20 protein-coding genes and 1 pseudogene are annotated in these 19,498 nt (G+C 57.4%); 10 read left to right on the top strand and 11 right to left on the bottom strand.

What is annotated here, in order from left to right; all coding sequences use genetic code 11:
• The 4 genes and pseudogenes from Q0816_RS20560 to Q0816_RS20545 all read right to left on the bottom strand — a co-directional run.
• Positions 1–77, bottom strand: a pseudogene (locus tag Q0816_RS20560) (sulfopyruvate decarboxylase subunit alpha); the annotation flags it as partial.
• A 61-nt stretch (positions 78–138) separates the two neighbouring features.
• Complete coding sequence (locus Q0816_RS20555) at positions 139–2,094, bottom strand: tripartite tricarboxylate transporter permease (RefSeq protein ID WP_298854148.1); 1,956 nt, start codon at positions 2,092–2,094, stop codon at positions 139–141.
• 84 nt (positions 2,095–2,178) lie between these two features.
• The gene (locus Q0816_RS20550; RefSeq protein ID WP_298854146.1) at positions 2,179–3,129 is read right to left on the bottom strand and encodes a tripartite tricarboxylate transporter substrate binding protein; all 951 of its coding nucleotides are present in this window, start codon (positions 3,127–3,129) and stop codon (positions 2,179–2,181) included.
• 37 nt (positions 3,130–3,166) lie between these two features.
• Positions 3,167–4,117, bottom strand: coding sequence for a hydroxyacid dehydrogenase (locus Q0816_RS20545; RefSeq protein WP_298854144.1), 951 nt, complete (start codon positions 4,115–4,117; stop codon positions 3,167–3,169).
• 123 nt (positions 4,118–4,240) lie between these two features.
• Between Q0816_RS20545 and Q0816_RS20540 the strand changes: the two genes are divergently transcribed.
• Complete coding sequence (locus Q0816_RS20540; RefSeq protein ID WP_298854142.1) at positions 4,241–4,942, top strand: GntR family transcriptional regulator; 702 nt, start codon at positions 4,241–4,243, stop codon at positions 4,940–4,942.
• Positions 4,943–4,985: 43 nt separating this feature from the next.
• On the opposite strand, the gene Q0816_RS20535 is transcribed toward Q0816_RS20540, so the two are convergent.
• The 4 genes from Q0816_RS20535 to Q0816_RS20520 form a co-directional block, all read right to left on the bottom strand.
• Positions 4,986–6,218, bottom strand: coding sequence for a type II toxin-antitoxin system HipA family toxin (locus Q0816_RS20535; protein WP_298854140.1), 1,233 nt, complete (start codon positions 6,216–6,218; stop codon positions 4,986–4,988).
• Positions 6,218–6,475: a helix-turn-helix transcriptional regulator gene (locus tag Q0816_RS20530; RefSeq protein WP_298854138.1), complete on the bottom strand. Its 258-nt coding sequence runs from the start codon at positions 6,473–6,475 to the stop codon at positions 6,218–6,220. Before Q0816_RS20530 ends, Q0816_RS20535 begins: the two co-directional genes overlap by 1 nt.
• Before the next feature lie 318 nt (positions 6,476–6,793).
• On the bottom strand, positions 6,794–7,474 hold the full coding sequence (locus Q0816_RS20525; RefSeq protein ID WP_298854136.1) for an IS6 family transposase: 681 nt from the start codon (positions 7,472–7,474) through the stop codon (positions 6,794–6,796).
• A gap of 35 nt (positions 7,475–7,509) precedes the next feature.
• Positions 7,510–7,680 carry a hypothetical protein gene (locus Q0816_RS20520; protein ID WP_298854158.1) on the bottom strand — a complete coding sequence of 57 codons (171 nt, stop codon included), beginning with the start codon at positions 7,678–7,680 and terminating at the stop codon, positions 7,510–7,512.
• Positions 7,681–7,913: 233 nt separating this feature from the next.
• Between Q0816_RS20520 and Q0816_RS20515 the strand changes: the two genes are divergently transcribed.
• Together Q0816_RS20515 and Q0816_RS20510 are read left to right on the top strand one after the other, a co-directional pair.
• Entirely contained in the window at positions 7,914–8,516 is a 603-nt protein-coding gene (locus Q0816_RS20515) for a helix-turn-helix transcriptional regulator (protein WP_298854134.1), read from the top strand.
• Positions 8,517–8,662: 146 nt separating this feature from the next.
• Positions 8,663–9,553, top strand: coding sequence for a LysR substrate-binding domain-containing protein (locus Q0816_RS20510; protein WP_298854132.1), 891 nt, complete (start codon positions 8,663–8,665; stop codon positions 9,551–9,553).
• On the opposite strand, the gene Q0816_RS20505 is transcribed toward Q0816_RS20510, so the two are convergent.
• From Q0816_RS20505 to Q0816_RS20495, 3 genes are read right to left on the bottom strand one after another with little or no spacing between them, the layout of a single operon-like run.
• Positions 9,540–10,112 carry a thiamine pyrophosphate-dependent enzyme gene (locus Q0816_RS20505; RefSeq protein ID WP_298854130.1) on the bottom strand — a complete coding sequence of 191 codons (573 nt, stop codon included), beginning with the start codon at positions 10,110–10,112 and terminating at the stop codon, positions 9,540–9,542. The two genes, Q0816_RS20510 and Q0816_RS20505, sit on opposite strands and share 14 nt — an antisense overlap.
• Positions 10,109–10,657, bottom strand: a complete 549-nt coding sequence (locus Q0816_RS20500; RefSeq protein ID WP_298854129.1) for a decarboxylase — start codon at positions 10,655–10,657, stop codon at positions 10,109–10,111. Before Q0816_RS20500 ends, Q0816_RS20505 begins: the two co-directional genes overlap by 4 nt.
• On the bottom strand, positions 10,657–11,751 hold the full coding sequence (locus Q0816_RS20495; protein WP_298854127.1) for a histidinol-phosphate transaminase: 1,095 nt from the start codon (positions 11,749–11,751) through the stop codon (positions 10,657–10,659). Before Q0816_RS20495 ends, Q0816_RS20500 begins: the two co-directional genes overlap by 1 nt.
• Positions 11,752–11,881: 130 nt before the next feature.
• On the opposite strand from Q0816_RS20495, the gene Q0816_RS20490 reads away from it, so the two are divergent.
• The 7 genes from Q0816_RS20490 to Q0816_RS20460 are packed head-to-tail and all read left to right on the top strand — an operon-like array spanning position 11,882 to position 19,488.
• Positions 11,882–12,904 carry a succinylglutamate desuccinylase/aspartoacylase family protein gene (locus Q0816_RS20490; RefSeq protein WP_298854126.1) on the top strand — a complete coding sequence of 341 codons (1,023 nt, stop codon included), beginning with the start codon at positions 11,882–11,884 and terminating at the stop codon, positions 12,902–12,904.
• Entirely contained in the window at positions 12,905–14,365 is a 1,461-nt protein-coding gene (locus Q0816_RS20485) for an aldehyde dehydrogenase (protein ID WP_298854124.1), read from the top strand.
• Positions 14,366–14,389: 24 nt separating this feature from the next.
• Complete coding sequence (locus Q0816_RS20480; RefSeq protein WP_298854123.1) at positions 14,390–15,760, top strand: aromatic ring-hydroxylating dioxygenase subunit alpha; 1,371 nt, start codon at positions 14,390–14,392, stop codon at positions 15,758–15,760.
• Positions 15,757–16,389: a hypothetical protein gene (locus Q0816_RS20475; RefSeq protein WP_298854121.1), complete on the top strand. Its 633-nt coding sequence runs from the start codon at positions 15,757–15,759 to the stop codon at positions 16,387–16,389. Before Q0816_RS20480 ends, Q0816_RS20475 begins: the two co-directional genes overlap by 4 nt.
• A complete protein-coding gene (locus Q0816_RS20470) occupies positions 16,389–17,015 on the top strand; it encodes a hypothetical protein (RefSeq protein ID WP_298854120.1) in 627 nt (208 codons plus the stop codon). Before Q0816_RS20475 ends, Q0816_RS20470 begins: the two co-directional genes overlap by 1 nt.
• Entirely contained in the window at positions 17,015–18,205 is a 1,191-nt protein-coding gene (locus Q0816_RS20465; RefSeq protein ID WP_298854118.1) for a DUF1116 domain-containing protein, read from the top strand. Before Q0816_RS20470 ends, Q0816_RS20465 begins: the two co-directional genes overlap by 1 nt.
• A complete protein-coding gene (locus Q0816_RS20460) occupies positions 18,202–19,488 on the top strand; it encodes an amidase (protein ID WP_298854117.1) in 1,287 nt (428 codons plus the stop codon). The genes Q0816_RS20465 and Q0816_RS20460 overlap by 4 nt, the downstream gene beginning before the upstream one ends.
• The last annotated feature ends 10 nt before the right edge of the window (positions 19,489–19,498 follow it).

Below are 19,498 nucleotides of genomic sequence, written 5' to 3'. Positions count from 1 at the left end.
TGCTTGCACGGGACAGTGGTGACAAACGAGATATCGTTCGCCACCAGATCGTCGGTGATCTTTTTGTCTATGTTCATTCGGTGTTAGCCTTTCGCAAGCGGATTCAGCCCATTTCGGGCGCAGGTGGACATTGAAGAGTTACGGAAGCGGAACGCCCAGTACGTCGCTGAAGAGGGTCGAGAAAACGAATATCGTTCCGACAACTCCGGCAATCAGGGCAGCCCAGCCTTTGGGGGAATAGCTCTCATATTGGGCGGGTATGATCAGTGCGATACCCATGAAGATCGCGGCGAACTTGAAGCCAAGGGGCGATATCAGGGCGACGGTGACAAGCATGATGATCGGCACTGCGAGCATCCTGGCCCTTGATCCTTCTATGCTGACGGTCGTGACATGCCGGGTGATAAACAGCCTTAGGATGGCCAATACGACCAGTGCAAGCATTCCGGTTGCGATTGTGCGGGGGAAAACCGCCGCCTCGGCATTCAGCGTTGACGATTGGCTGATGACGAGCAGACTGACCGCGCCGAAAGCCACAAACCCGCCCAGATCCCGCATGACAGCTGCGTTTGGTGCCGGATCGCGATCGACAACAGGATCGGTGGTCGAACGCAGAACCAGCCGCTTGATCTGAGGCCAGAAAGGATAGAGGAAACTCAGCAGCGTCAGTGCGATGATTACCATGGACAGAGGACGCCCGAAGAACTGACCGGGCAGATCGCCCAATGCATCGCCAATGGTCCAGCTTTGAACAAATCCCTGTTCGGCAATCCGACCCAGAATGAGGCCCAGAACGATGGGCGAGACAGAAAAGCCGCGCTTTGAGGCAATCCAACCGATAATGCCCAACGTGATCATGATGCCGATATCTGACACGCTGTTGCGGATCGCAAAGGTGCCAATGACAGTCATGAACGCCACCACAGGAACCAACGCCGCCTTGGGCGCGCGGACGATTGCCCCATAGGCAAAGCGACCGATCAGCAGACCAACCGGCAACATCAGAATCGTCGCCAACAGCAGACCGAAAATGAAGGTATAGACGATATCCGCACCACCGGAGAACAGGCTCGGTCCCGTGCGCACACCCTGTACCAGCAGCGCTCCCAGAATAACCGCGTCGGGGGGTGTTCCGGGAATACCCAGAACCAAAGTCGGAATGAACCCGCCACCAACGGTCGCGTTGTTTGCGGATTCCGTGGCAATGATGCCGCCGGGATTTCCTTCGCCGTATTTCTCATCGCCTTTGCCACCGCGGCGGGCCTCGGAATACGCGACCAGCCCTGCGATGGACCCGCCAGCACCCGGCAATGCGCCAACCATCGTACCGATCACCGAGCTGCGCATCACATTGAATTTGTTTTTGAGCAGGATCACCGTTGCTTCCGGCAACCTGAATCCGCGCTTTTGTTCCGCAGGTTTTAAGTGGCGATCCGGGCTTGCGACCAGGTCGATCAGAACGGGAATGCAGTAAAGTCCAATAAGGGCCGAAACCGTTTCGATCCCGCCAAGCAACGTGTTGGTACCAAAGGTGAAGCGCACTTCGGCCGATGTCTCCGAAATTCCGATCATTGAGATCAGCAACCCAAAGCAGGCGCCTATCATACCTTTGAAGAAATCTCCGGTCGAAAGCGCCGCAATCAGAGACAAGCCGAAGATTGCAAGCCAGAAATATTCAACCGGACCAAAGGCAAGGGCCGCTTCGGCTAAGGGCGGGGCAAGCATCAACAGAGCAAGTGCACCCACCAGTCCACCCACAACCGAAGACAAGCATGCGACCGAAACGGCAAGATCGCCATCGCCCCGTTTTGCCATCGGGTAACCATCAAAGGTCGTCGCAATGGCAGAGGGTGTACCCGGCGTGTTCAGCAGGATGGCAGCGTAGGCGCCACCGTAGATCGCACCGGTGTAGATCGCCCCCATCAGGATCAGAGCGCTGTCGGGGGACATGGTGAATGTCAGGGGAACCAGTACCGCCACCGCCATGGTTGCCGTAAGCCCCGGTATCGATCCGATGATTGTCCCGGCAGCCACACCGAACAAGGCCAACACCAGATTAAGTGGCGACATGGCATTAACGAGAAAATCCAACATTGCAAATCCCTCCTTTTGCCCCAACGAGATCCGGGAGCAGATCGTGCGAGCCCACTGGTTCGAGGGCCCGCCCTTGTCGCTTTATCACTCGATGATGCCGGCGTTCTTTGCCGCTTCGATGTAACCTGAGGCTTTCTCGGCCAGAAAGGCGTCCATGGCCTCGCCATAGCTAACATCCAACAGAGCAAACCCGCCGTCGATCATTTGCTTTTGGAAGTCGGGATCTGCGTTGATTGCAGCAATTGCATCGGCAACGCCCTGTCGAACCTCCTCAGAGGCAGAGTTCGGTACAGCCACACCACGATATGCACCGGAAACCAGATCATAGCCGAGTTCGCGGAAGGTGGGGACATCAGGAAATGCGGGATGACGTTCCTCCATGGCGACAGCCAGCATACGTACTGTATCGCCCTGTTTGGCACCCACGGTCGTATATCCCCATTCGGCCCCAACCTGACCGCCAAGCAGAGCCGTCACTGCGGCACCGGTTCCCTTGAACGAGACATAGGTCGTTTGGATATCTGCAAGTGCATCAAACTGGACTTGTGCCAGATGATTGGCCGAGCCCTTGCCCGAGCCCGAAAAAATCACCTGTTTCGGATTGGCCTTTGCGTGCTCGACCAGATCGGCAAGGGTTTGGAAGGGGCTGTCAGCACGCACCACAATGGCATCCGGTGTATAGTGGAACATGTGCACTGCCGCGATATCTTCGGTCTGAAACCCGACATCGCCCTGCTTTGGCTTGACGACGATATGCGGAAGGTTGATGCCCATGATGACGGATCCATCACCGGCCATACCGTTCAACTGCGACCAGCCAACCGCTCCGCCTCCTCCGGGCTGATACGAGACTACAAGCTGTTCGCCAAAGAGTTTCTCAAAATACGGCTGCTGGAAACGCGCGGTTATGTCGGATTCACCACCGGGCCCGAACGGGATCACATAGTCTACGCTACCCGATGGAAAATCCTGCGCCAAAGCAGTGCCACCAATAAGCGCCACCGCCACCGTCGCAATTGTCGTCCTGAGTCTCATCACTTCTCCTCCCTGAGTATTGATAAGGTTCTGTTTGTTACACACCTGTCTGATTTGAAGTTTCGATTATCAGCGAAGCCGACACATTTCGAACCGTCACATCGCTGACACGTATATTGGCTTCTTTGGTAACGCCCGAGATATGCGGCGTCAGGATCAGATTTCTAATATCGGCAAAGATCGCCGCCTCGGCTGCAGGCAGAGGTTCCGAGTGGAAAACATCCAATGCCGCCCCACCAAGGCGGCCATCTTTCAGAGCAGCAGCAACTGCGATCTCGTCCACAATGCCGCCGCGCGACGTATTGATGAGGACCGCGCCCGCTTTCATGCGGTCAATTTCCGAAGCTCCGATCAGGTTTCTCGTGTCAGGCGTGAGCGGAACATGCAGGCTCAATACATCGGAATCTGAAATCAAGTTTTCCGCGTCACACGCTTCCACGTTTTGCCATGCCGGATGATCCGGCGGTAGAAATGGATCAAAGGCCGCAACAGACATACCCAGCGCTTTCGCACGTGGCACAACAGTCTGAGCAATCAGGCCAAATCCAAAAAGGCCCAGTGTCCGGCCACACAACTCTCCGCCGCGAGCCAAATTATCGCGCGGCCATCCTCCCGCGATCACAGCTTCTGTCGAATGAAAAGCACCCCGAACCAGAGTCATCGCCGCACATATCACATATTCAGCGACCGAGATTGCGTTTGCGCCTGTTGCCGGTCGCACATCGACGCCGCTGTCCCGGCACGCATCAACGTCGATGTTATCAAGCCCTACACCAAGCCGCCCAACGACTTTCAGATTGGGCGCATGCCGCAGTAACTCGCGGTCCACTTTAGTTTTGTTGCGCACGATCACCGCAGATGCGCCTTCGATCTGCGTCAACAGCTTCGCGCGATCATTCGCCAGCGAAGGTTCATAGATCACCATCGCATCTGCCCCGAACAGTTTGAGGGCATCTCGGTCCATGAATTCTGTAACGAGGACCTTCATGTTCTTGTGCGACCTTTCCTATCTGCGATGGACAGGACTTCTATCCTAATTCTTATATAAGAGTAAAGATATAATATTGTGACCCCCCGATTCCTCCTATATCCTTCAAACAGAGGTGCCAATGTGAACAAACCGCTCTATCAAACCGCATATGACGAGATCCTGAAGCTTATTGCCGAAGGTACATTTCCACCCGGTTCAATTCTTCCAAACGAGTTCGAAATTGGAAAACGGCTAAATGTAAGCCAGGGGACCGCAAGAAAAGCCCTGTCCCTGCTGGAACAAAAAGGCGTGGTCCAAAGGCGGCAAGGCAAAGGAACATTTGTTACTCTGCGCACCCCGGAGGATTCGCTGTTCAATTTCTATCCACTTCGGGACGATCAGGGCCAACAGGTCATCCCAGACCTCGAAAACGAGAGCGTCACAAAGCGAAAGGCCACGAAAGCTGAACAGGAGATATTGCACGATGCTCCGCAAGAAGTTTTTGTCATTTCGCGCTATCGCACGTTGAACGGTTCGCCGCTGACGCTTGAGGAAAGTATTGTTCCAGCACCACTTTTTCCGGGTTTACCGGAACGCGCCCCGCTTCCAAACGCAATGTACGTCCTATTTCAACATGCCTATGCCTGCGTCATCATTTCAGCGGTCGAGCAGCTTCGGGCAGAAATTCTGGGTGAGGAGAAAGCAGGCCCCCATGGGTTAGACCCTACCAGCCCAGTCCTTGTTGGTCGACGGGAAAGCCTGGACCTGCTGGACCGGGTCGTCGAAATCCGCACAAACATCTACTTTACAACAGAGGCGCACTACTCCGCGAAGCTGGAGTAGGCAAAAAACTGCGATCCCGTCAAAGGAACCGGGACCGCATTGGTCAACTTTTGCCGACCGAATTCAGTCTTTTTGCAATCTCTCTGTTTCGAACTTCAGGAACACTGCTTGCATCAGCGAAGACAGGCCACTGTTCCGCGGCAAGACGCACCTGCTCGATGATTTCGAGCACACGTCGTTTTCGGATGCCGCACCCCTCTCCCACTGCAACCAAATCTTTATGCGTTGGGTTCCTGCCGTTTCCGTTCACACTCAGATGATGCTCGCCGCCGGGACCGTCGGAAAAGTTCAGGTCATATGCGGGCGACAGGCGCCACGTTCCGTGATGGTCCATCAGGAAGGCATGGTTCTTGATGTGGTCATCGCGGTTGTGGGTCAGAACGTTGAACGCCATGCGCCGAAACATCTCTTCAACGTCACCCTGATGGTTGGTCATGAAATAGGTCAGTTTCAACAAGGTTTCATAATCCACAACCGGAGCGGTGAAGTCGGCGTTCAGAATACCCGCGATCGTGTGCATATGCAGCCGCCGGCCCTCGGGCCGGTCAAATCGAAGGGTCGCGAACAGGTTTTCACCCGAACCGGTCGAAAGCAATCGTGTGCTTGACATGTTGATTCCGGCCGCGCACGCCATTTCGGCATAGGCTTGTTCCTCTCGCGCGGCGCTGACCGGGTCGGACGAGGATCGGAATTTTATGAGGTAGTGACTGAACCCTTCCCCTGCGGTGCTGCGATGATCCCGCAACACGCCGGTTTCAGTGTTCAGCAAAGCGACGAATTTTGGCCGAGCGCCGGCCGAGCCGCCACTGCCTGCGCGAAGCCGGGACAAGTCATCGACGGACACGTCATCTTCGATATGCTGGGCAGTTTTGGCGAACCAATCCAGGTCTATATCTACCTGTTTGGTCAGTTCCTCTTCGGGATGATAACAAAGCGCCCCCATGCCGTGCTGGCCCACGATGGCCAGACGGTTCACTGGCGTTAGCTCATGAACCGCCCTGCCCCGCCGCGCCAGCTCGCGGTCAATCAGCAAGCGACCCCAGCCATCAGGCAGTGAATCCGCTAGGACACCCGGCAGCCCGTCAAACGGCGTATGGTCGCCAAAATGCAGCCCCTGCCAGGATCGGATCGCATATGGCGAAACCGGCAGCGGGTTTGCAACGAACTCTGGCGCCCATTCAATGGCGGCACGTCGCTGGTCCTTGACCCAAGCCACTTGTCCGACCACACGCCGATGATCTCCAAAGTCCAGTTCGATGTTCAGAAGATCCGCCATCAGCCCTGCCTTTTTCCGGCCCGCTTGCGGTCAGCCCTTGCGGATTCCAGCTCCTCCAGTGACGCGACCACAGGCTTTGGGAACAGATTTTCGAATGCGTCCAACGCCTCCAACGCCCCGGCAACCGCCAAAAGTGCCGCCAGTGAGATCTCGCCGCTTTGTTCAAATCGTTTGAGCGTCGACAGCGGCACGCCCGATTTTTCGGCCAAAGCCTGTTGTGTCATATTATGAGCCAAACGCAGGCCGCGGGCAGACATGCGAATCTTGTCCTGCGCCGAACCGGGAGTCGGGATTTCAAATGTAAAGGCCAATATATTGCCCTTTCGTTTCGATATTATCGCCTAAGAGCAACATAATGTCTCTTGAAACCAAAAGAAACCCGCAAATCCTGCCCGCGTTCGGATGATTACCGAGCGTCAGTTTCAACCCTTGATCCAAGGCTAACACCGACGTTCACGAGATTTTCCATGGAATTAGGAGGGCTTCTAAATTTTCTTTATTTTTCTATGTATTACGTAATGGTTCTGTCGCAAACTTTCTTGAATGGTAAAGCATCTTTGAAATTGGTGGGCAGTTTAGCCAGCCAGTTCGACAAATTGCTGAAACGGGCGGAGTCCGGGCGTGATTTGACCTTTGCGGATCATGTTGACCAATTCTATGCCTGCCAGGACAGATGCGGCTGAAGCAAAGGATTTGAAACCGAGCATGGGCCTGATCCGTCGTTTGATGAATCGATGGTCTTGTTCGATGATATTATTGAGGTAATTCCGCCTAACCATCTCAATCTGTATTGGGCAGCCAAAGCCTTTCAGCATCTTGTTTATGGCTTTGATGCCGGCCGTGTTGGCCCCGCTTTTGTCGATGGCGATATTTCGCGGTAGACCATCGACCTCCAACATCTGAGCGAAGAATTTTGTCGCAGCCGATTTGTTTCGACGTTGTGAAAGCATGAAATCGAGAGTTTTGCCGTGTTTGTCGGCCGCTCGGTAAAGGTAAACCCATGTACCTTTCACTTTGATATACGTTTCGTCCATTCTCCAAGAGCGATCACACGGACCCTTACGACGGCGCGCTGTTTCAGCGATTACGCCTGTATAACGTGTCACCCAGCGGTTCAGCGTGGTGTGATCGACGGAAACACCTCGCTCTGCCATGATCTCTTCCAGATCGCGATAGGAAACGCCGTATCGAATATAGAAGAACACTGCGAATAGGATCACATCTTTCGGATACTGTGCACCTTTGAAGGAAATCATGAGCTGGCTTTCGACTTGATACGACCGACAGTCATTCACTCGCTAATTCCGAAAGCGTCAATGGCCAAAAGTTTGCAACGGAACCCCTCGCCCTTCAGACCGTCCAGCACGATCCTGATCTTCACTTCGGCAGAATACTGCTTGCGCATCAGATGGCGGATGTCTTTGACGACCTTCTCGCCGTGGCTCTGCTTCGTTCCGGTCACGCGCTACGTTTGATCCACTGGATCAAACGTTTGACGCTTTGACCTTTCTCATCTCCACTCCTTGGCGGTTATGATGAGCCAGAAACCCTCTCCTATCAAATCACTTTAAACTGTCCCATCGGTGCTGACATCGGACATTTACAACACATCTGCCAAAGCTTCGCTACATAACCCCAATCGTTGACTCGTGAAGACAGATGCAACAAGTAGTGTGAGTGACAGTCTAATACCTATTGGGAGCATTAGCACTGAAAACCGTAACCAAACAAAGAGACATAGAACACGAGGTCGGGCAAACCCTGCAAAGATTGCGGCAAGAGCGCGGCCTGATCATTTCCGAATTGGCTTCCGCAGCGCAAATCTCGGCCTCGATGATCAGCCGTATCGAGAATGGCAGCGTTTCCCCGTCACTCGGGACACTTCAGTCTCTGGCGGATGCGATGGGTGTGCCGCTGATGGCCTTGTTCGCACATACCGAGGGTTCGGCAGACGTACATCACGTCAGGGCTGGCGAGGGTTTGGTGTCCCGGCGGATCACGCAGGGCCACGCGCATGACTATTTTTTGCTTGGCAAACATGGCGGGCCGGGCGGGCTGTTTCAATCCGCGCGCATCAGCATTGCCAAGGACCAGTCGGGAACATTGCCCAGCTATCAGCACGAAGGGTATGTTTTTCTTTACATGATCGAGGGCGAAGCGGTTTACCGTTGCGGTACCGAAGATTTCGCCATGGAAACCGGAGACTCCCTAAGCTTCGACGCCAAACTCCCGCATGGCTTCTGCGAGATTGTATCGGACAGGATCGAGTTCATCACCACCTCGACACGGCCGCAATAGAGGGTCTGGCCCCCACGTCCGTTCCCGAGACCCCTGCATGCTCGCCGTAGGAACGGGGCGCATTAACAATTCCCAACCTTTATTGGCAATAACATATTATATTACTATGAATGGTTTACCCCGAAACTAAGACGGTATTGTCGTCTATGAAAATTACTTTCAAACAGGTTGATGCGTTTCGAACTGTTGTCTCGACCGGAACCGTGACCGAAGCGGCTGCGATGTTGGGTATCTCGCAGCCTGCGGTGAGCCGCCTTATCTCAGATTTCGAGACCGAGGTCGGATTTCTGCTGTTTCAACGCTCTGGCCGGGTATTGGTTCCCACCGATGAAGCCCGGCTTCTTGTGGAAGAGGTGCGACAAGCCGTCAGTGGAATGGAGCACATAAAGGAATCCGCCGCAGCCATCGGAAAATTCGGTCACGCGCGGCTTAGCCTTGTGATAACCCCAGGTGTATCGTCCCAACTGGGACCCGATCTTATTCAGGAATTCGCCACTGCCTGTCCACACGCCATGGCCCGAATGGAAATCGCCCCCAGCGATGATGCGGTCGAGTGGATGGTTTCGCAGAACTACGATTTCGGGATCACGACAACCGAGCCTGCCAACCCGTCCTTTGACAGGCTCGTCATCCGAAACAGTGACGTTTGCTGCGTGGTCCCAACCGGCCACCCTCTGGCCAAAAAAAAGCGCGCTCAGGCGCAGGATCTGGTAGGCGAGAGCTTTATCTCATACATGCCATCCTCGCGTTTCCGGTTCGAAATTGATCAGTTCTTCGAGGCCAAAGGTGTCGCACGGCAGATGCAGTACGAGACGCGGACTACCGACTCAGCCTGTCGCCTTGTTGCGCGTGGATTGGGTGTCTCGGTTGTGGGTGCCAGTCTGGATTACCTCAGGACCATACCTGATTGTGTCGCCCTGCCTTTTGAGGCGCCTCTGACCTTCCGCGCGGTTCTGTTCTGGTCCAAGAACAAACCCCTTTCTGCAGTGGGGCAATCCTTTCTGCAAATCGTGCAATCGCAGATCAGCGACGATTAAGCGCTTCGCGGAAACTGGTCCGCGCCTGCGCACTGTGGATATACGCATAGTCCCGAGGATAAGGGGCACCCGCTGTCAGTTCCATCGAAACAAATTGTGGACCGGCGGATGACAACACTTGCGGCAGTGCAACCGAGAACTGCTCCAGCTCTGTAAATCGCTGCACACCTGCGTAACCAGCAGCCCAGGCCATTGCGGCAAAATCAACCCTGTCCGCTCCGGGCAGAGGCTGCGATCCATTTACCTCGTAGACCCGGTTGGCCGACAAGAAATGATAGAGGTTTTGCGCCCCGGCATTGGCGATCGTCACCAACGTACCCAGATTCATCAACAGGCTACCATCGCCATCCAGCACGATCACGCGCCGATCCGGATTGGCAAGCGCAAGACCCAAGCCATGAGATGACGCCTGACCCATCGCTCCGACAGCCACATAATTCAGATCGCGCGGGTTCAGCGCAAGCCAGTCGAAACAGCTCTGATACACAGCGACAACGATATCGTCTTCGCGGACATAAGGGATCAGGGCCTTCAGCGCCGCGTCGCGGTACATGGTCATGACGCCTCCGGGGCTCGGCCTATCAGGAAAATATGGGGTTTTGAGGCTGCATAAGCTTCTTCTATCGCCTGCGGGACATGATCCTCGTCGCCGGGCTCTTCGATCAGGGAATGCGACAGCCTCATCGCGTCAAGTACCGGCCGGATGATCCGCACCCCGTAAGAGGCAGACTGGTCGGGAAGTATATGCGGCTCTTTGCCCTGCAGGCCAACCATCATAACCACCGGCAGTTCATAATCTACACCAATGGCCCGGATTGCGTTCAGGGAATCCATCAACCCGGTCTGCTGCATCATCAAAACCGCCCGCGTACCGTTATAAGACATCGCCCCGCAAATACTGACACCCTCATCTTCTTTGCAGATACGGGTCAGGCGAAAATCGGGATCGCGCGAGATCGGCCAGAGCAGCCCGTCGCTGGTGACGATGTCCGGTAATGCCACGATTTCTCCGACGCCTGCTGCCTTGATGGCGGCAATGATCGCCGCACCCGACGGATGCGCAACCTGCGGTGCGTCTTCGGTTGGTTGTGGGGAGGCAACCATCAGACGCCTCCGTCCAGAAAGGCAGCGATCCCATCCTGCGCCGCCTGCAATTCATGGCGGTGACCGATCGTGATGCGGATATATTCATCATAGGCGGGCGAGGCGAACCGGCGCACGGCGATTCCCTGCCCCCGCAGGTATCGGTCTACGGCTCTGGCAGACCTCTTGGGGTCTCGAAAATGAACCAGCACGAAATTGGCCTGGCTCGGGACAACGCGCAAACCCAACTCCGTCAGTGCGGCCGTCAACCTCTTCCGGCTGTTCAAATTGGTCTCGCGCACAAAACGAGTATTTGCTGTGTCATCCAGCGCCGCAACGGCTGCAGCGATCGAAGAGGACGTCACCGGAAAGGTCAGACCGATCCTGCGGACGCTGTCCACCACATCTTCGGGCCCGTACATCCAGCCGACACGGGCGCCAGCCAGTCCGAATATCTTGGAAAATGTCCGGCACATAACAACGTTATCGGCAGCTTCGACCAATTTATGTGCCGGTTCATAATCCGCCGCATCGACATATTCCTCATAAGCGGCGTCAATGATCAGCAGAACGTTTTCCGGCAACGCCGCGTGGAGGCGACGCAACTCTGACCCATTTAAATAAGTGCCTGCGGGGTTTTCGGGATTGGCGAGATAGACGATCCGGGTCCGCTCGGTCACAGCGTCGATCATCCGGTCGACCGAGGGTTTGAAGTCATCATCCGCGACCGAAACCACCCCGGCATCGTTGGCATAGGCATAGTTCGGGACTTTGAGATAACCATTGGCGCTGCGGATCAGTTCGGTGCCCGGCCCAAGGTAGGCGCGGGCCAGACGGGCCAGAAGGTCATCCGACCCCTGACCCGTAGTGATCCGGGCGGCATCCAGCCCGAACTGAGCTGCAATCGCCGGTGCAAGGATGCGATCTGGGTTTTCCACATACCGTTCGATATTGCTGATGGCCGCACGTGCAGCGGCACGGGCCGCCGGGCTGGGACCAAATACACTTTCATTCGAATTCAGTAATATCGCGGGCGGCGGTACATCCACCGAAGCGCCACCCACCATATGAGGTTTGATTCTGTCTATTCCTGATTTCGCGCGCGCAATGGCCATCCAAATCCTCCGGCACCGCCAAATGGCGGCAATGGCAACTTTCACCTTATATCACATAACATATGATTTTCAGCAATTCACTTTCAAAAAAATTATGATATGAATGCCGTAGACAAACAAAAGAATCCCGATGGCCAATACGTTTTCAGCCCAAACCAGCAGGCTTCACCTGACCATCGATCTGGATGCGCCGGGTCGGCAGGTGGGTGACCTGATGCTCAAATGGTCCGACAATACGGTGCCACTGGGATATCACCCAATCCCGGTCATCAGCCTTCGTGGCAAACCCGGGCCTTCCGTTCTGGTTCTGGGTGGCACCCATGGGGATGAGTTCGAAGGTCCCACAGCGATCATGCGGTTAGCCGATCGGCTAAACCCGGTACAGCTCTCCGGTCAGGTGATCCTGATCCCGGCCTTGAACACCCCTGCGTTTCAGACCTCATCCCGCGTATCGCCTTTAGATGGCCAAAATCTGAATCGCGCCTTTCCGGGCGACTCGGATGGTGGCCCGACGGCGATGATTGCGCATTTTGTCGAAACCGTGCTGCTGCAACGTGTGGACGCGGCCATTGATCTGCATTCAGGTGGCAAAGCGTCCGTTTTCGAACCTTGCACCTTGGCCGCGCAAGGCGATGGTGCAGACCTGATCGCTGCCAACCTAGAATTGGCACGCGCGTTTGGGTTGCCCCTGATCTGGGTCCTGGGCGCGCATAACGACAATCGTTCGGTAAATGCGGCAGCCGCCCGCGCCGGGGTTCCGATGATCGCGGCCGAGCTGAGTGGCGGTGGCGGTGTTGACCCTGAAGTCACAGATCTTGCCGAGGCCGGGCTGATGCGCTGCTTGAAACATCTCGGTATCCTGCCGGGTGACCCTCCTGACCCTGTCCCAACGCAATCTGTAGAAATCGCCGATCCGATGCATTCGATCTATGCGACCGCAGATGGTCTGTTCGACCGCCGCTGCGCAGCTGGACAACAAGTCAACCAAGGCGATTTGGCCGGCACGCTGCATTTTCCGGCGGAACCGGAACGCGCAGCCGTCAGGCTTACCTTCCCCGTAACCGGGCACGTTCTGGCCCATGGCAATCGTGGTCTCGTACGCCGTGGCGACCTGCTGGCATTGGTGGCCCAACCCCTGCCCGAGGGCCGTTGAATGAAAATCTACTCGCCCTTCATTTCCGGCGCCTTTGTCGATTGGGATGGCGAAACCTTGCCCAGTGTTGACCCCGCTTCGGGTCGGGTTTGGTGTAAAGTCGCCCGTTGCAATGCGCAGACTGCTGACCGGGCCATTCGGAACGCCGAACGGGCGTTCCGCAGCGGCCCGTGGGCAAAGTCAGGCCCAACCGAGCGTGCGGATATGCTGGACCAATTGGCTGATGCCCTGGAAGCGCGATGGGAAGATCTCATCGCGCCTGAAATCCGCGACAACGGCAAACGCATCGCCGAGGTGCGCGGGCAATTTGCCGGGCTGCACAACTGGTTCCGCTATTTCGCGGCCGAGGCGCGCAAGCTGCAGCCCGAACCTCAGGCCAATACAATCACGGGTGTGCAAAGCGTTGGCCATCATGTGCCCTATGGCGTCGTGGTTGCCATTACCCCCTGGAATTCTCCGCTGATGATCCTTGCCTGGAAACTGGCCCCAGCTCTGGCAGCGGGCAATACCGTGGTTGTGAAACCGTCAGAAATGGCATCCGCCTCCACCCTGGAATTCGCGCGCCTCGCCCATGAGGCCGGACTGCCACCTGGAGTATTGAACGTAGTGACCGGGCTGGGTCATGAGGTCGGCGAAGCGCTGGTCCGCCATCCCCTGACGCGTAAAGTCACCTTTACCGGCTCGGATTTTGGTGGCCGAAAAGTGGCAGAGGCTGCTTCAGCCGGGGTAGTACCCGCAGTCCTTGAACTCGGCGGAAAATCTCCGCAGGTCGTGTTCGCCGATTGTGATCTGGACAATGCGGTTAACGGTATTCTGTCCGGTATCTTCCTGTCGAACGGTCAGACCTGTGTTGCCGGTTCACGCCTGATTGTTGAAGCAAGGCTGAAAGAAAAACTGGTGTCGCGCCTGATCGACCGCGCGCGCGCGCTGAAGATAGGCGACCCGGTGGACCCGCAAACGCAGATCGCCCCGCTGGCCAATGAACCGCATCTGCGCAAGGTGACCGCGATGATCGAACGCGCCAAGGACGATGGCGCCGACTGCCTGCTGGACGGGACCCTCACGGCAGCAGACCGGGAAGGTTTCTATGTCGGACCAACCGTCTTCGGCAATGTAAGGCCCGACATGCAGCTTTGGCGCGAAGAAGTGTTCGGCCCGGTTCTGGCCGTCACCCCTTTCACCACCGAAGACGAAGCCATCGCGTTGGCCAATGACAGCGACTATGGCCTTGCCGCCGGGGTCTGGACCTCTGATGCCGATAAGGGCGCGCGCGTCGCCAGAGCTATCGAGGCAGGCACCGTTTACATCAATCACTATCGCAGTGTTGACCCGGCCAGCCCGATCGGCGGGGTCAAATTGTCAGGATATGGGCGCGAACTCGGCCCGGACGCCATCAAGGATTTCTGTCAGGTCAAATCGATCTGGACCGGCACCGCGCCGGTGCCCGATCCATTTCCCTGACCACCGAACCGCACGGAGGACGCAATGAACGATCATTTCTCAGCCCCCGAGGGCAATTTCCGCGGTCACGACCAGCAGGGCGTCTGGCAGCAAACGCCTGACCCGGAACTGATCGAGGTTGGCCCGGGCACCCCTTGCGGCGAGTATCTGCGCCGGTTTTGGATGCCGGTGGCGATGACTGACCAGATCGGAGATCTGCCTTATCGCATCCGCATTCTGGGTGAGGATCTGGTTCTGTTTCGCGAAAAGAAGGAAGGCAAACTGGGCCTGACCCATCTGCATTGCTGCCACCGCAATATGAGCCTTGAGTTTGGCATCGTCGAAGAAGGCGGCATTCGGTGTTCCTATCATGGCTGGAAATACGGGTTGGACGGCACCATTCTGGAAACCCCATGCGAACCGCCTGCGTCTCAGGTCAAGAAAAAGGCTTGTCTGGGGGCCTATCCGATCATCGAATACAAAGGCCTGGCCTTTGCCTATATGGGCCCGGCCGAGGAACAGCCCCCCTTCCCGGTGATGGATACTTTTGATGAAGACGGTGACGAGCTAGTGCCCTATCTCATCAAATCCCCCTGCAACTGGCTGCAGGTGATGGAGAACGCATGGGACCCGTTCCATGTGGTCTACCTGCACACTCTGGCGGTACGCAGCCAGTTCATCGACGCCTTCGCAGAAATGCCGATGATCGAGTTTCACGACAGCCAGACCGGCGATTTCTACACCAATGTTCGGCGGGTGGAAGACATTGTCTGGGTCCGTATCCATGACCACATGTTGCCGTCCTTCACCCAGAATGGCGGTCATTTTCCGGTGCCTGACGGGCCGCGCTATTTTGGACGCTGCGGGCTGTCGCGATGGATCACACCAATAGACGACACCCACACAATGGTCATCGCATGGCGCCACTTCCGTAATGCGGCGGCGAATGACGACCCCAAGGGTCTGACGGACAAAAGCAAAGTGGGTTACGGGATGACCGATTTCTACGGTCAGGACCCAGATCGTTCGTATGAGATGCGACAACGCGATCCGGGGGACTACGACGCATGGGTCAGTCAGGGACCGAAGAATATCCACGCCCGCGAAAACCTCAGCTTTACCGACCGGGGGGTGGCCAAAGCGCGCCGCCTGTTGCGTAACGCCATTCGCGCGTTGCAAAACGGCGAACGCCCGCCGCAACCCTCGGACAATTTCGCGGGCAAGGTGATCCCGACCTATGCTGGCGACACCATGCTGCGCATTCCCCTGCAGCAGGGGCGCAATGACGGCGCAGTGCTCAAGGAAATCTCGCATCAGGTGGCCGAGATCTACAAATCCGCCGACCATCTGCAGGGCGAGGCCCGTAAGGCATTCATCACCGATGCGCTGAAAGAGTATGAGGCAAGCTGGTCATGACCGCACGTACCCCCCACAATCCCGGCCGGGTCGACTGGTCCGGTGAAAACCCGGGCATCTATCTGAAACAGGACCCAGGCCAGGATCACTATGACACGCTGGCGCTGTTCTTCCGGGTGGTTCTGTCACCATACGGACGCGGACACGCCGCACTGATCCTCGGCACGCCCGATCAGGCGCAGGGCTGGCCGCATGCGCCAAACCTGATCATGACCGACAACCAGCGCATGATGCGCTGGATCGTCGATGGCTGGGTCAGCAAGATGCCGACCTTTATTGGTAAGGCGGGCCTCGGCACGATGAGCTGGCTGGACTGTGACAGCGTCGAAAAACGCCCCGGCGATCTGAAAACCCGGTATTCCGAAACCTTGCGCGGCTCGGGTGTCACGGTCGAGATGATCTGGCAGGACATGGGCCCGCCTTTGCCTGTGGAAGTCACCAAAGAAAACTCGGCCACCAAGGCGCACGAAATGTATTCAGTGTTTTTAGAGGCCAAGTCAGCACAGGTCGTCATCAACGGCACCCCCTTGCCCGGACAGGTCGCAAGCCGCCAGTTCTTTGGCCGCACCATGTCGACCGCCTTTCTGGCCTTCTCGGAAACCTGGGTAACCCCACAGGAGGATCTGTGATGCCTTTGAACGAACCGATCACCCCCGGCATCGTCGACTGGACCGGCGAGAACCCGGGCATCCTGTTGAACGACGAGAATGACAACTTCTCGGCCATGGCATTGTTTTTTCGGGTGGCCTGGTCACCGGTGGGTCAGGGTCAGATGTTGCTGCTCTACGGAACGCCGGATCAGGTGGACGGACCAGCGGAGGCTCCGAATGTGATCCTCAGCGACAATCCCGAGTTAACGGCGTTTCTGAAGACCAATTTCATCAGCAAACTGGCCGCCTTCGCCAACGCCCCGGCCTTTGCCACCCTGCCGGAGATCGGCGCGCAGGTAGTGCGCACGTCCGGTGATCCGATGAGCCATCGCTATACTGAGACCATCGTGGGTGAGAACCTGACGGTCGAGTTGGTCTGGGAAGGGTTCGAGCCACCCCGCGCGCTGGAACTGTCCCCGCACGAGGTCGCCTCGGGCGAGCAGAACATGTTCTCGCTGCTGGTGCCCGCCCATTCGGCGCAGATCATCGTGAATGGCCGCGCCTTGCCGGGCGAACTGGGCACGCGGGTGCAGGCCGGGTACGAGACGACATCCGCGTTCCTGTATTTCTCGGAAACATGGATCATTCCGCCGGAGGATACCTGATGCTGCACGCCGCAGATCGGCTGGCATTCGACAAGGCCATGGTGACCCAACCGGTCTGGAACCGGTTCAACACGGCGTCCGAGGCGCTGGGACTGGACGACAATATCCTGCTGCACGCAGGCCCCGCCTTTGCCAGCCCGGATCAGATCACCACGCCGATTCTGAATTCTGCCTGCGTTGCAGCAGTCTGGCAGGGTCTGGCGCGGGATTTCGATCAGGCCGAAGCGATGATTGACGCAGGTGAAATCCTTCTGAAACCGGCACAGGATCATGATGTTGTGACACCGCTGGCCGCCGTGGTCTCGGCAGATATGCCGCTGCACACGGTTTACGACGCCTGGCGCGGACAGCAGCGGGTATACGCCCCGATCAACGCGGGCAGCCGCCCGGCCATGCGGCTGGGTCTGCGGTCCGGGGCGGTGCTGGACCATATCCGCTGGCTCAACACCCGGTTTCTGGATGTGCTGGAGAAAGGGATCGCCGAAGGGATTGCGCTGGTCCCGCTGGCCGTGATCGGCCTGATGGGCGGGGATGATTGCCACGGGCGAACGCCTGTGGCCGCGCAAGCGCTGATCGCCGAGCTCAAGGACCGAACGCCCGGTGGGATAACGGACGACGACGTGCTGGCTTTCATGGACAGCTCGCCTTCGCTGTTTCTCAACCTGTGGATGGCGGCGACCAAATGCATGATGATACTGGCCGAAGGGGTTGAGGGCTCAAGCTTCGTCACCGCCGCCGGCGGCAACGGGCGCGAGACAGGCATCCAGATCTCAGGCCTGCCGGGACAGTGGTTTACGATCCCGGCCAGCCCTCCCAAAGGTACGTTTGACGTGGACCTGCCAACGGACCGGGCGCTTGGCGCCATCGGTGACAGTGCCGTCGTCGAAGCGTTTGGCCTGGGCGCTATGGCCATTGATCTGAGCCCCGAGCAGAAAAAGGGGTTGGGGGCCTATCTGCCCGAGGACGCACAGGCGCGCATGTCCGGACTTTCGGTCGGAACCCACCCTTATTTCCGCGCGATGAATGTGAAACTGGGCAGCACCGCACGCGGCGCAGTTTCGCAAGGATCTGGGCCCGTGATCGGCTTGGGCATTCTCGACCGCCTGGGCGAAGCCGGACGTTTGGGCGGGGGCATATATGACATGCCCGTCACACCATTCCAAGACGCATTGGAAGCGCTGGAAGCATGACGCGGCTGAACCATCGTTCCGCCCATGAGCTCGCCAAAATGATCCGGTCAGGCGATGTGAGACCATCCGAAGTGATGGCGGACCATCTGGACAGGATTTCAGAGCGTGAACCGGTCATCGGGGCCTTTCAGACCCTCGATGCAGAACGCGCCATGAAGCGGGCCAAGGCCGCCAATGCACTCCTCGTTGGTGGGCCGCTTCATGGCGTGCCATTTGTCATCAAGGATATCATCGACACCGATGACATGCCGACCGGTTGGGGCAGCGACCTGTATGCGGATCGCCAACCTGATCGGAACGCCGACTGTGTACAAGCCTTTCTGAATGCAGGTGCTATTCCGATCGGTAAGACCGTGACCACTGAATTCGCCTATTTCCACCCAGGAAAAACCGCCAACCCGGCCAACCCCGCGCACACGCCCGGTGGGTCGTCTTCAGGGTCCGCAGCGGCGGTGGCCGATTTCATGTCTCCGTTGGGTTTTGGCTCCCAAACTGCGGCGTCTCTGATCCGCCCTGCCGCTTATTGCGGCGTCTGCGGGTTCAAGCCCACAACCGGGCGGTTCGATCTGACCGGTGTCATGGGCCTGTCCCAGAACCTGGATACATTGGGCGTTCTGGCCCGCGACCCTCGCGATCTGGTGCTGAGCGATGCCGTGCTGCGTGGCACCGCGTTGCCGCCCCCATCCAATTTTGATGACGAGGCTCTGCCCCGCATCAGCCTGATGCGTGGTCCGTATTGGCAGGACGGTTCAGTCGCGATGCGCGATACCTGCACGCGCGCTCTGTCTGTGATTGCTGCCGAGGGCGCCGACACCGGAGAAATCGCTCATCCACCGATCTTCGCGGACCTGACGCAAGCTCAGATCACAGTCATGGGGTACGAAGCCGCCCGTCTGCGTGCCACCGAATACACCATAGGCGTCCCGGGCATCAGCCCGCAATTCCACGCGCTGATCAAAAACGGGATGGCGGTCAGCGATACCGAATATCGCGCCGCTCTGACGCTGCGGGATCGTGCGGGCGCGATGCTGGACCAGTTGTTCCGGGACACGGACGCATTGCTGGTACCATCCGCACCGGGTCCGGCACCAGAAGGGTTGGAAGCCACCGGAGACCCGCTCTATTCACGGATGTGGAACCTGTTGCAGGTGCCCTCGGTCGCGCTGCCGTTCGGGGCAGATCAGAAAGGGTTGCCTTTGGGCTTTCAACTGATCGGTCGGAAAGGCGACGATTCCCGCCTGTTGGATATCGCATCCTGGGTACACGGCATCCTGGCGCGTTAACGACGTCTGG

Origin of the sequence: uncultured Ruegeria sp., from assembly GCF_947497005.1 — a bacterium.
Lineage (GTDB): Bacteria > Pseudomonadota > Alphaproteobacteria > Rhodobacterales > Rhodobacteraceae > Ruegeria.
The sequence above is the reverse complement of the archived record's forward strand: the minus strand, read 5'-3'. Positions and strand labels throughout refer to the sequence as shown.

Excerpts from the sequence above, each read along its gene's own strand:
- Q0816_RS20555 (WP_298854148.1), bottom strand. The coding sequence starts at position 2,094 with ATGTTGGATTTTCTCGTTAATGCCATGTCGCCACTTAATCTGGTGTTG.
- Q0816_RS20550 (WP_298854146.1), bottom strand. The coding sequence starts at position 3,129 with ATGAGACTCAGGACGACAATTGCGACGGTGGCGGTGGCGCTTATTGGT.
- Q0816_RS20545 (WP_298854144.1), bottom strand. The coding sequence starts at position 4,117 with ATGAAGGTCCTCGTTACAGAATTCATGGACCGAGATGCCCTCAAACTG.
- Q0816_RS20535 (WP_298854140.1), bottom strand. The coding sequence starts at position 6,218 with ATGGCGGATCTTCTGAACATCGAACTGGACTTTGGAGATCATCGGCGT.
- Q0816_RS20530 (WP_298854138.1), bottom strand. The coding sequence starts at position 6,475 with ATGTCTGCCCGCGGCCTGCGTTTGGCTCATAATATGACACAACAGGCT.
- Q0816_RS20525 (WP_298854136.1), bottom strand. The coding sequence starts at position 7,474 with ATGATTTCCTTCAAAGGTGCACAGTATCCGAAAGATGTGATCCTATTC.
- Q0816_RS20510 (WP_298854132.1), top strand. The coding sequence starts at position 8,663 with ATGAAAATTACTTTCAAACAGGTTGATGCGTTTCGAACTGTTGTCTCG.
- Q0816_RS20505 (WP_298854130.1), bottom strand. The coding sequence starts at position 10,112 with ATGACCATGTACCGCGACGCGGCGCTGAAGGCCCTGATCCCTTATGTC.
- Q0816_RS20500 (WP_298854129.1), bottom strand. The coding sequence starts at position 10,657 with ATGGTTGCCTCCCCACAACCAACCGAAGACGCACCGCAGGTTGCGCAT.
- Q0816_RS20495 (WP_298854127.1), bottom strand. The coding sequence starts at position 11,751 with ATGGCCATTGCGCGCGCGAAATCAGGAATAGACAGAATCAAACCTCAT.
- Q0816_RS20490 (WP_298854126.1), top strand. The coding sequence starts at position 11,882 with ATGGCCAATACGTTTTCAGCCCAAACCAGCAGGCTTCACCTGACCATC.
- Q0816_RS20485 (WP_298854124.1), top strand. The coding sequence starts at position 12,905 with ATGAAAATCTACTCGCCCTTCATTTCCGGCGCCTTTGTCGATTGGGAT.
- Q0816_RS20480 (WP_298854123.1), top strand. The coding sequence starts at position 14,390 with ATGAACGATCATTTCTCAGCCCCCGAGGGCAATTTCCGCGGTCACGAC.
- Q0816_RS20475 (WP_298854121.1), top strand. The coding sequence starts at position 15,757 with ATGACCGCACGTACCCCCCACAATCCCGGCCGGGTCGACTGGTCCGGT.
- Q0816_RS20470 (WP_298854120.1), top strand. The coding sequence starts at position 16,389 with ATGCCTTTGAACGAACCGATCACCCCCGGCATCGTCGACTGGACCGGC.
- Q0816_RS20465 (WP_298854118.1), top strand. The coding sequence starts at position 17,015 with ATGCTGCACGCCGCAGATCGGCTGGCATTCGACAAGGCCATGGTGACC.
- Q0816_RS20460 (WP_298854117.1), top strand. The coding sequence starts at position 18,202 with ATGACGCGGCTGAACCATCGTTCCGCCCATGAGCTCGCCAAAATGATC.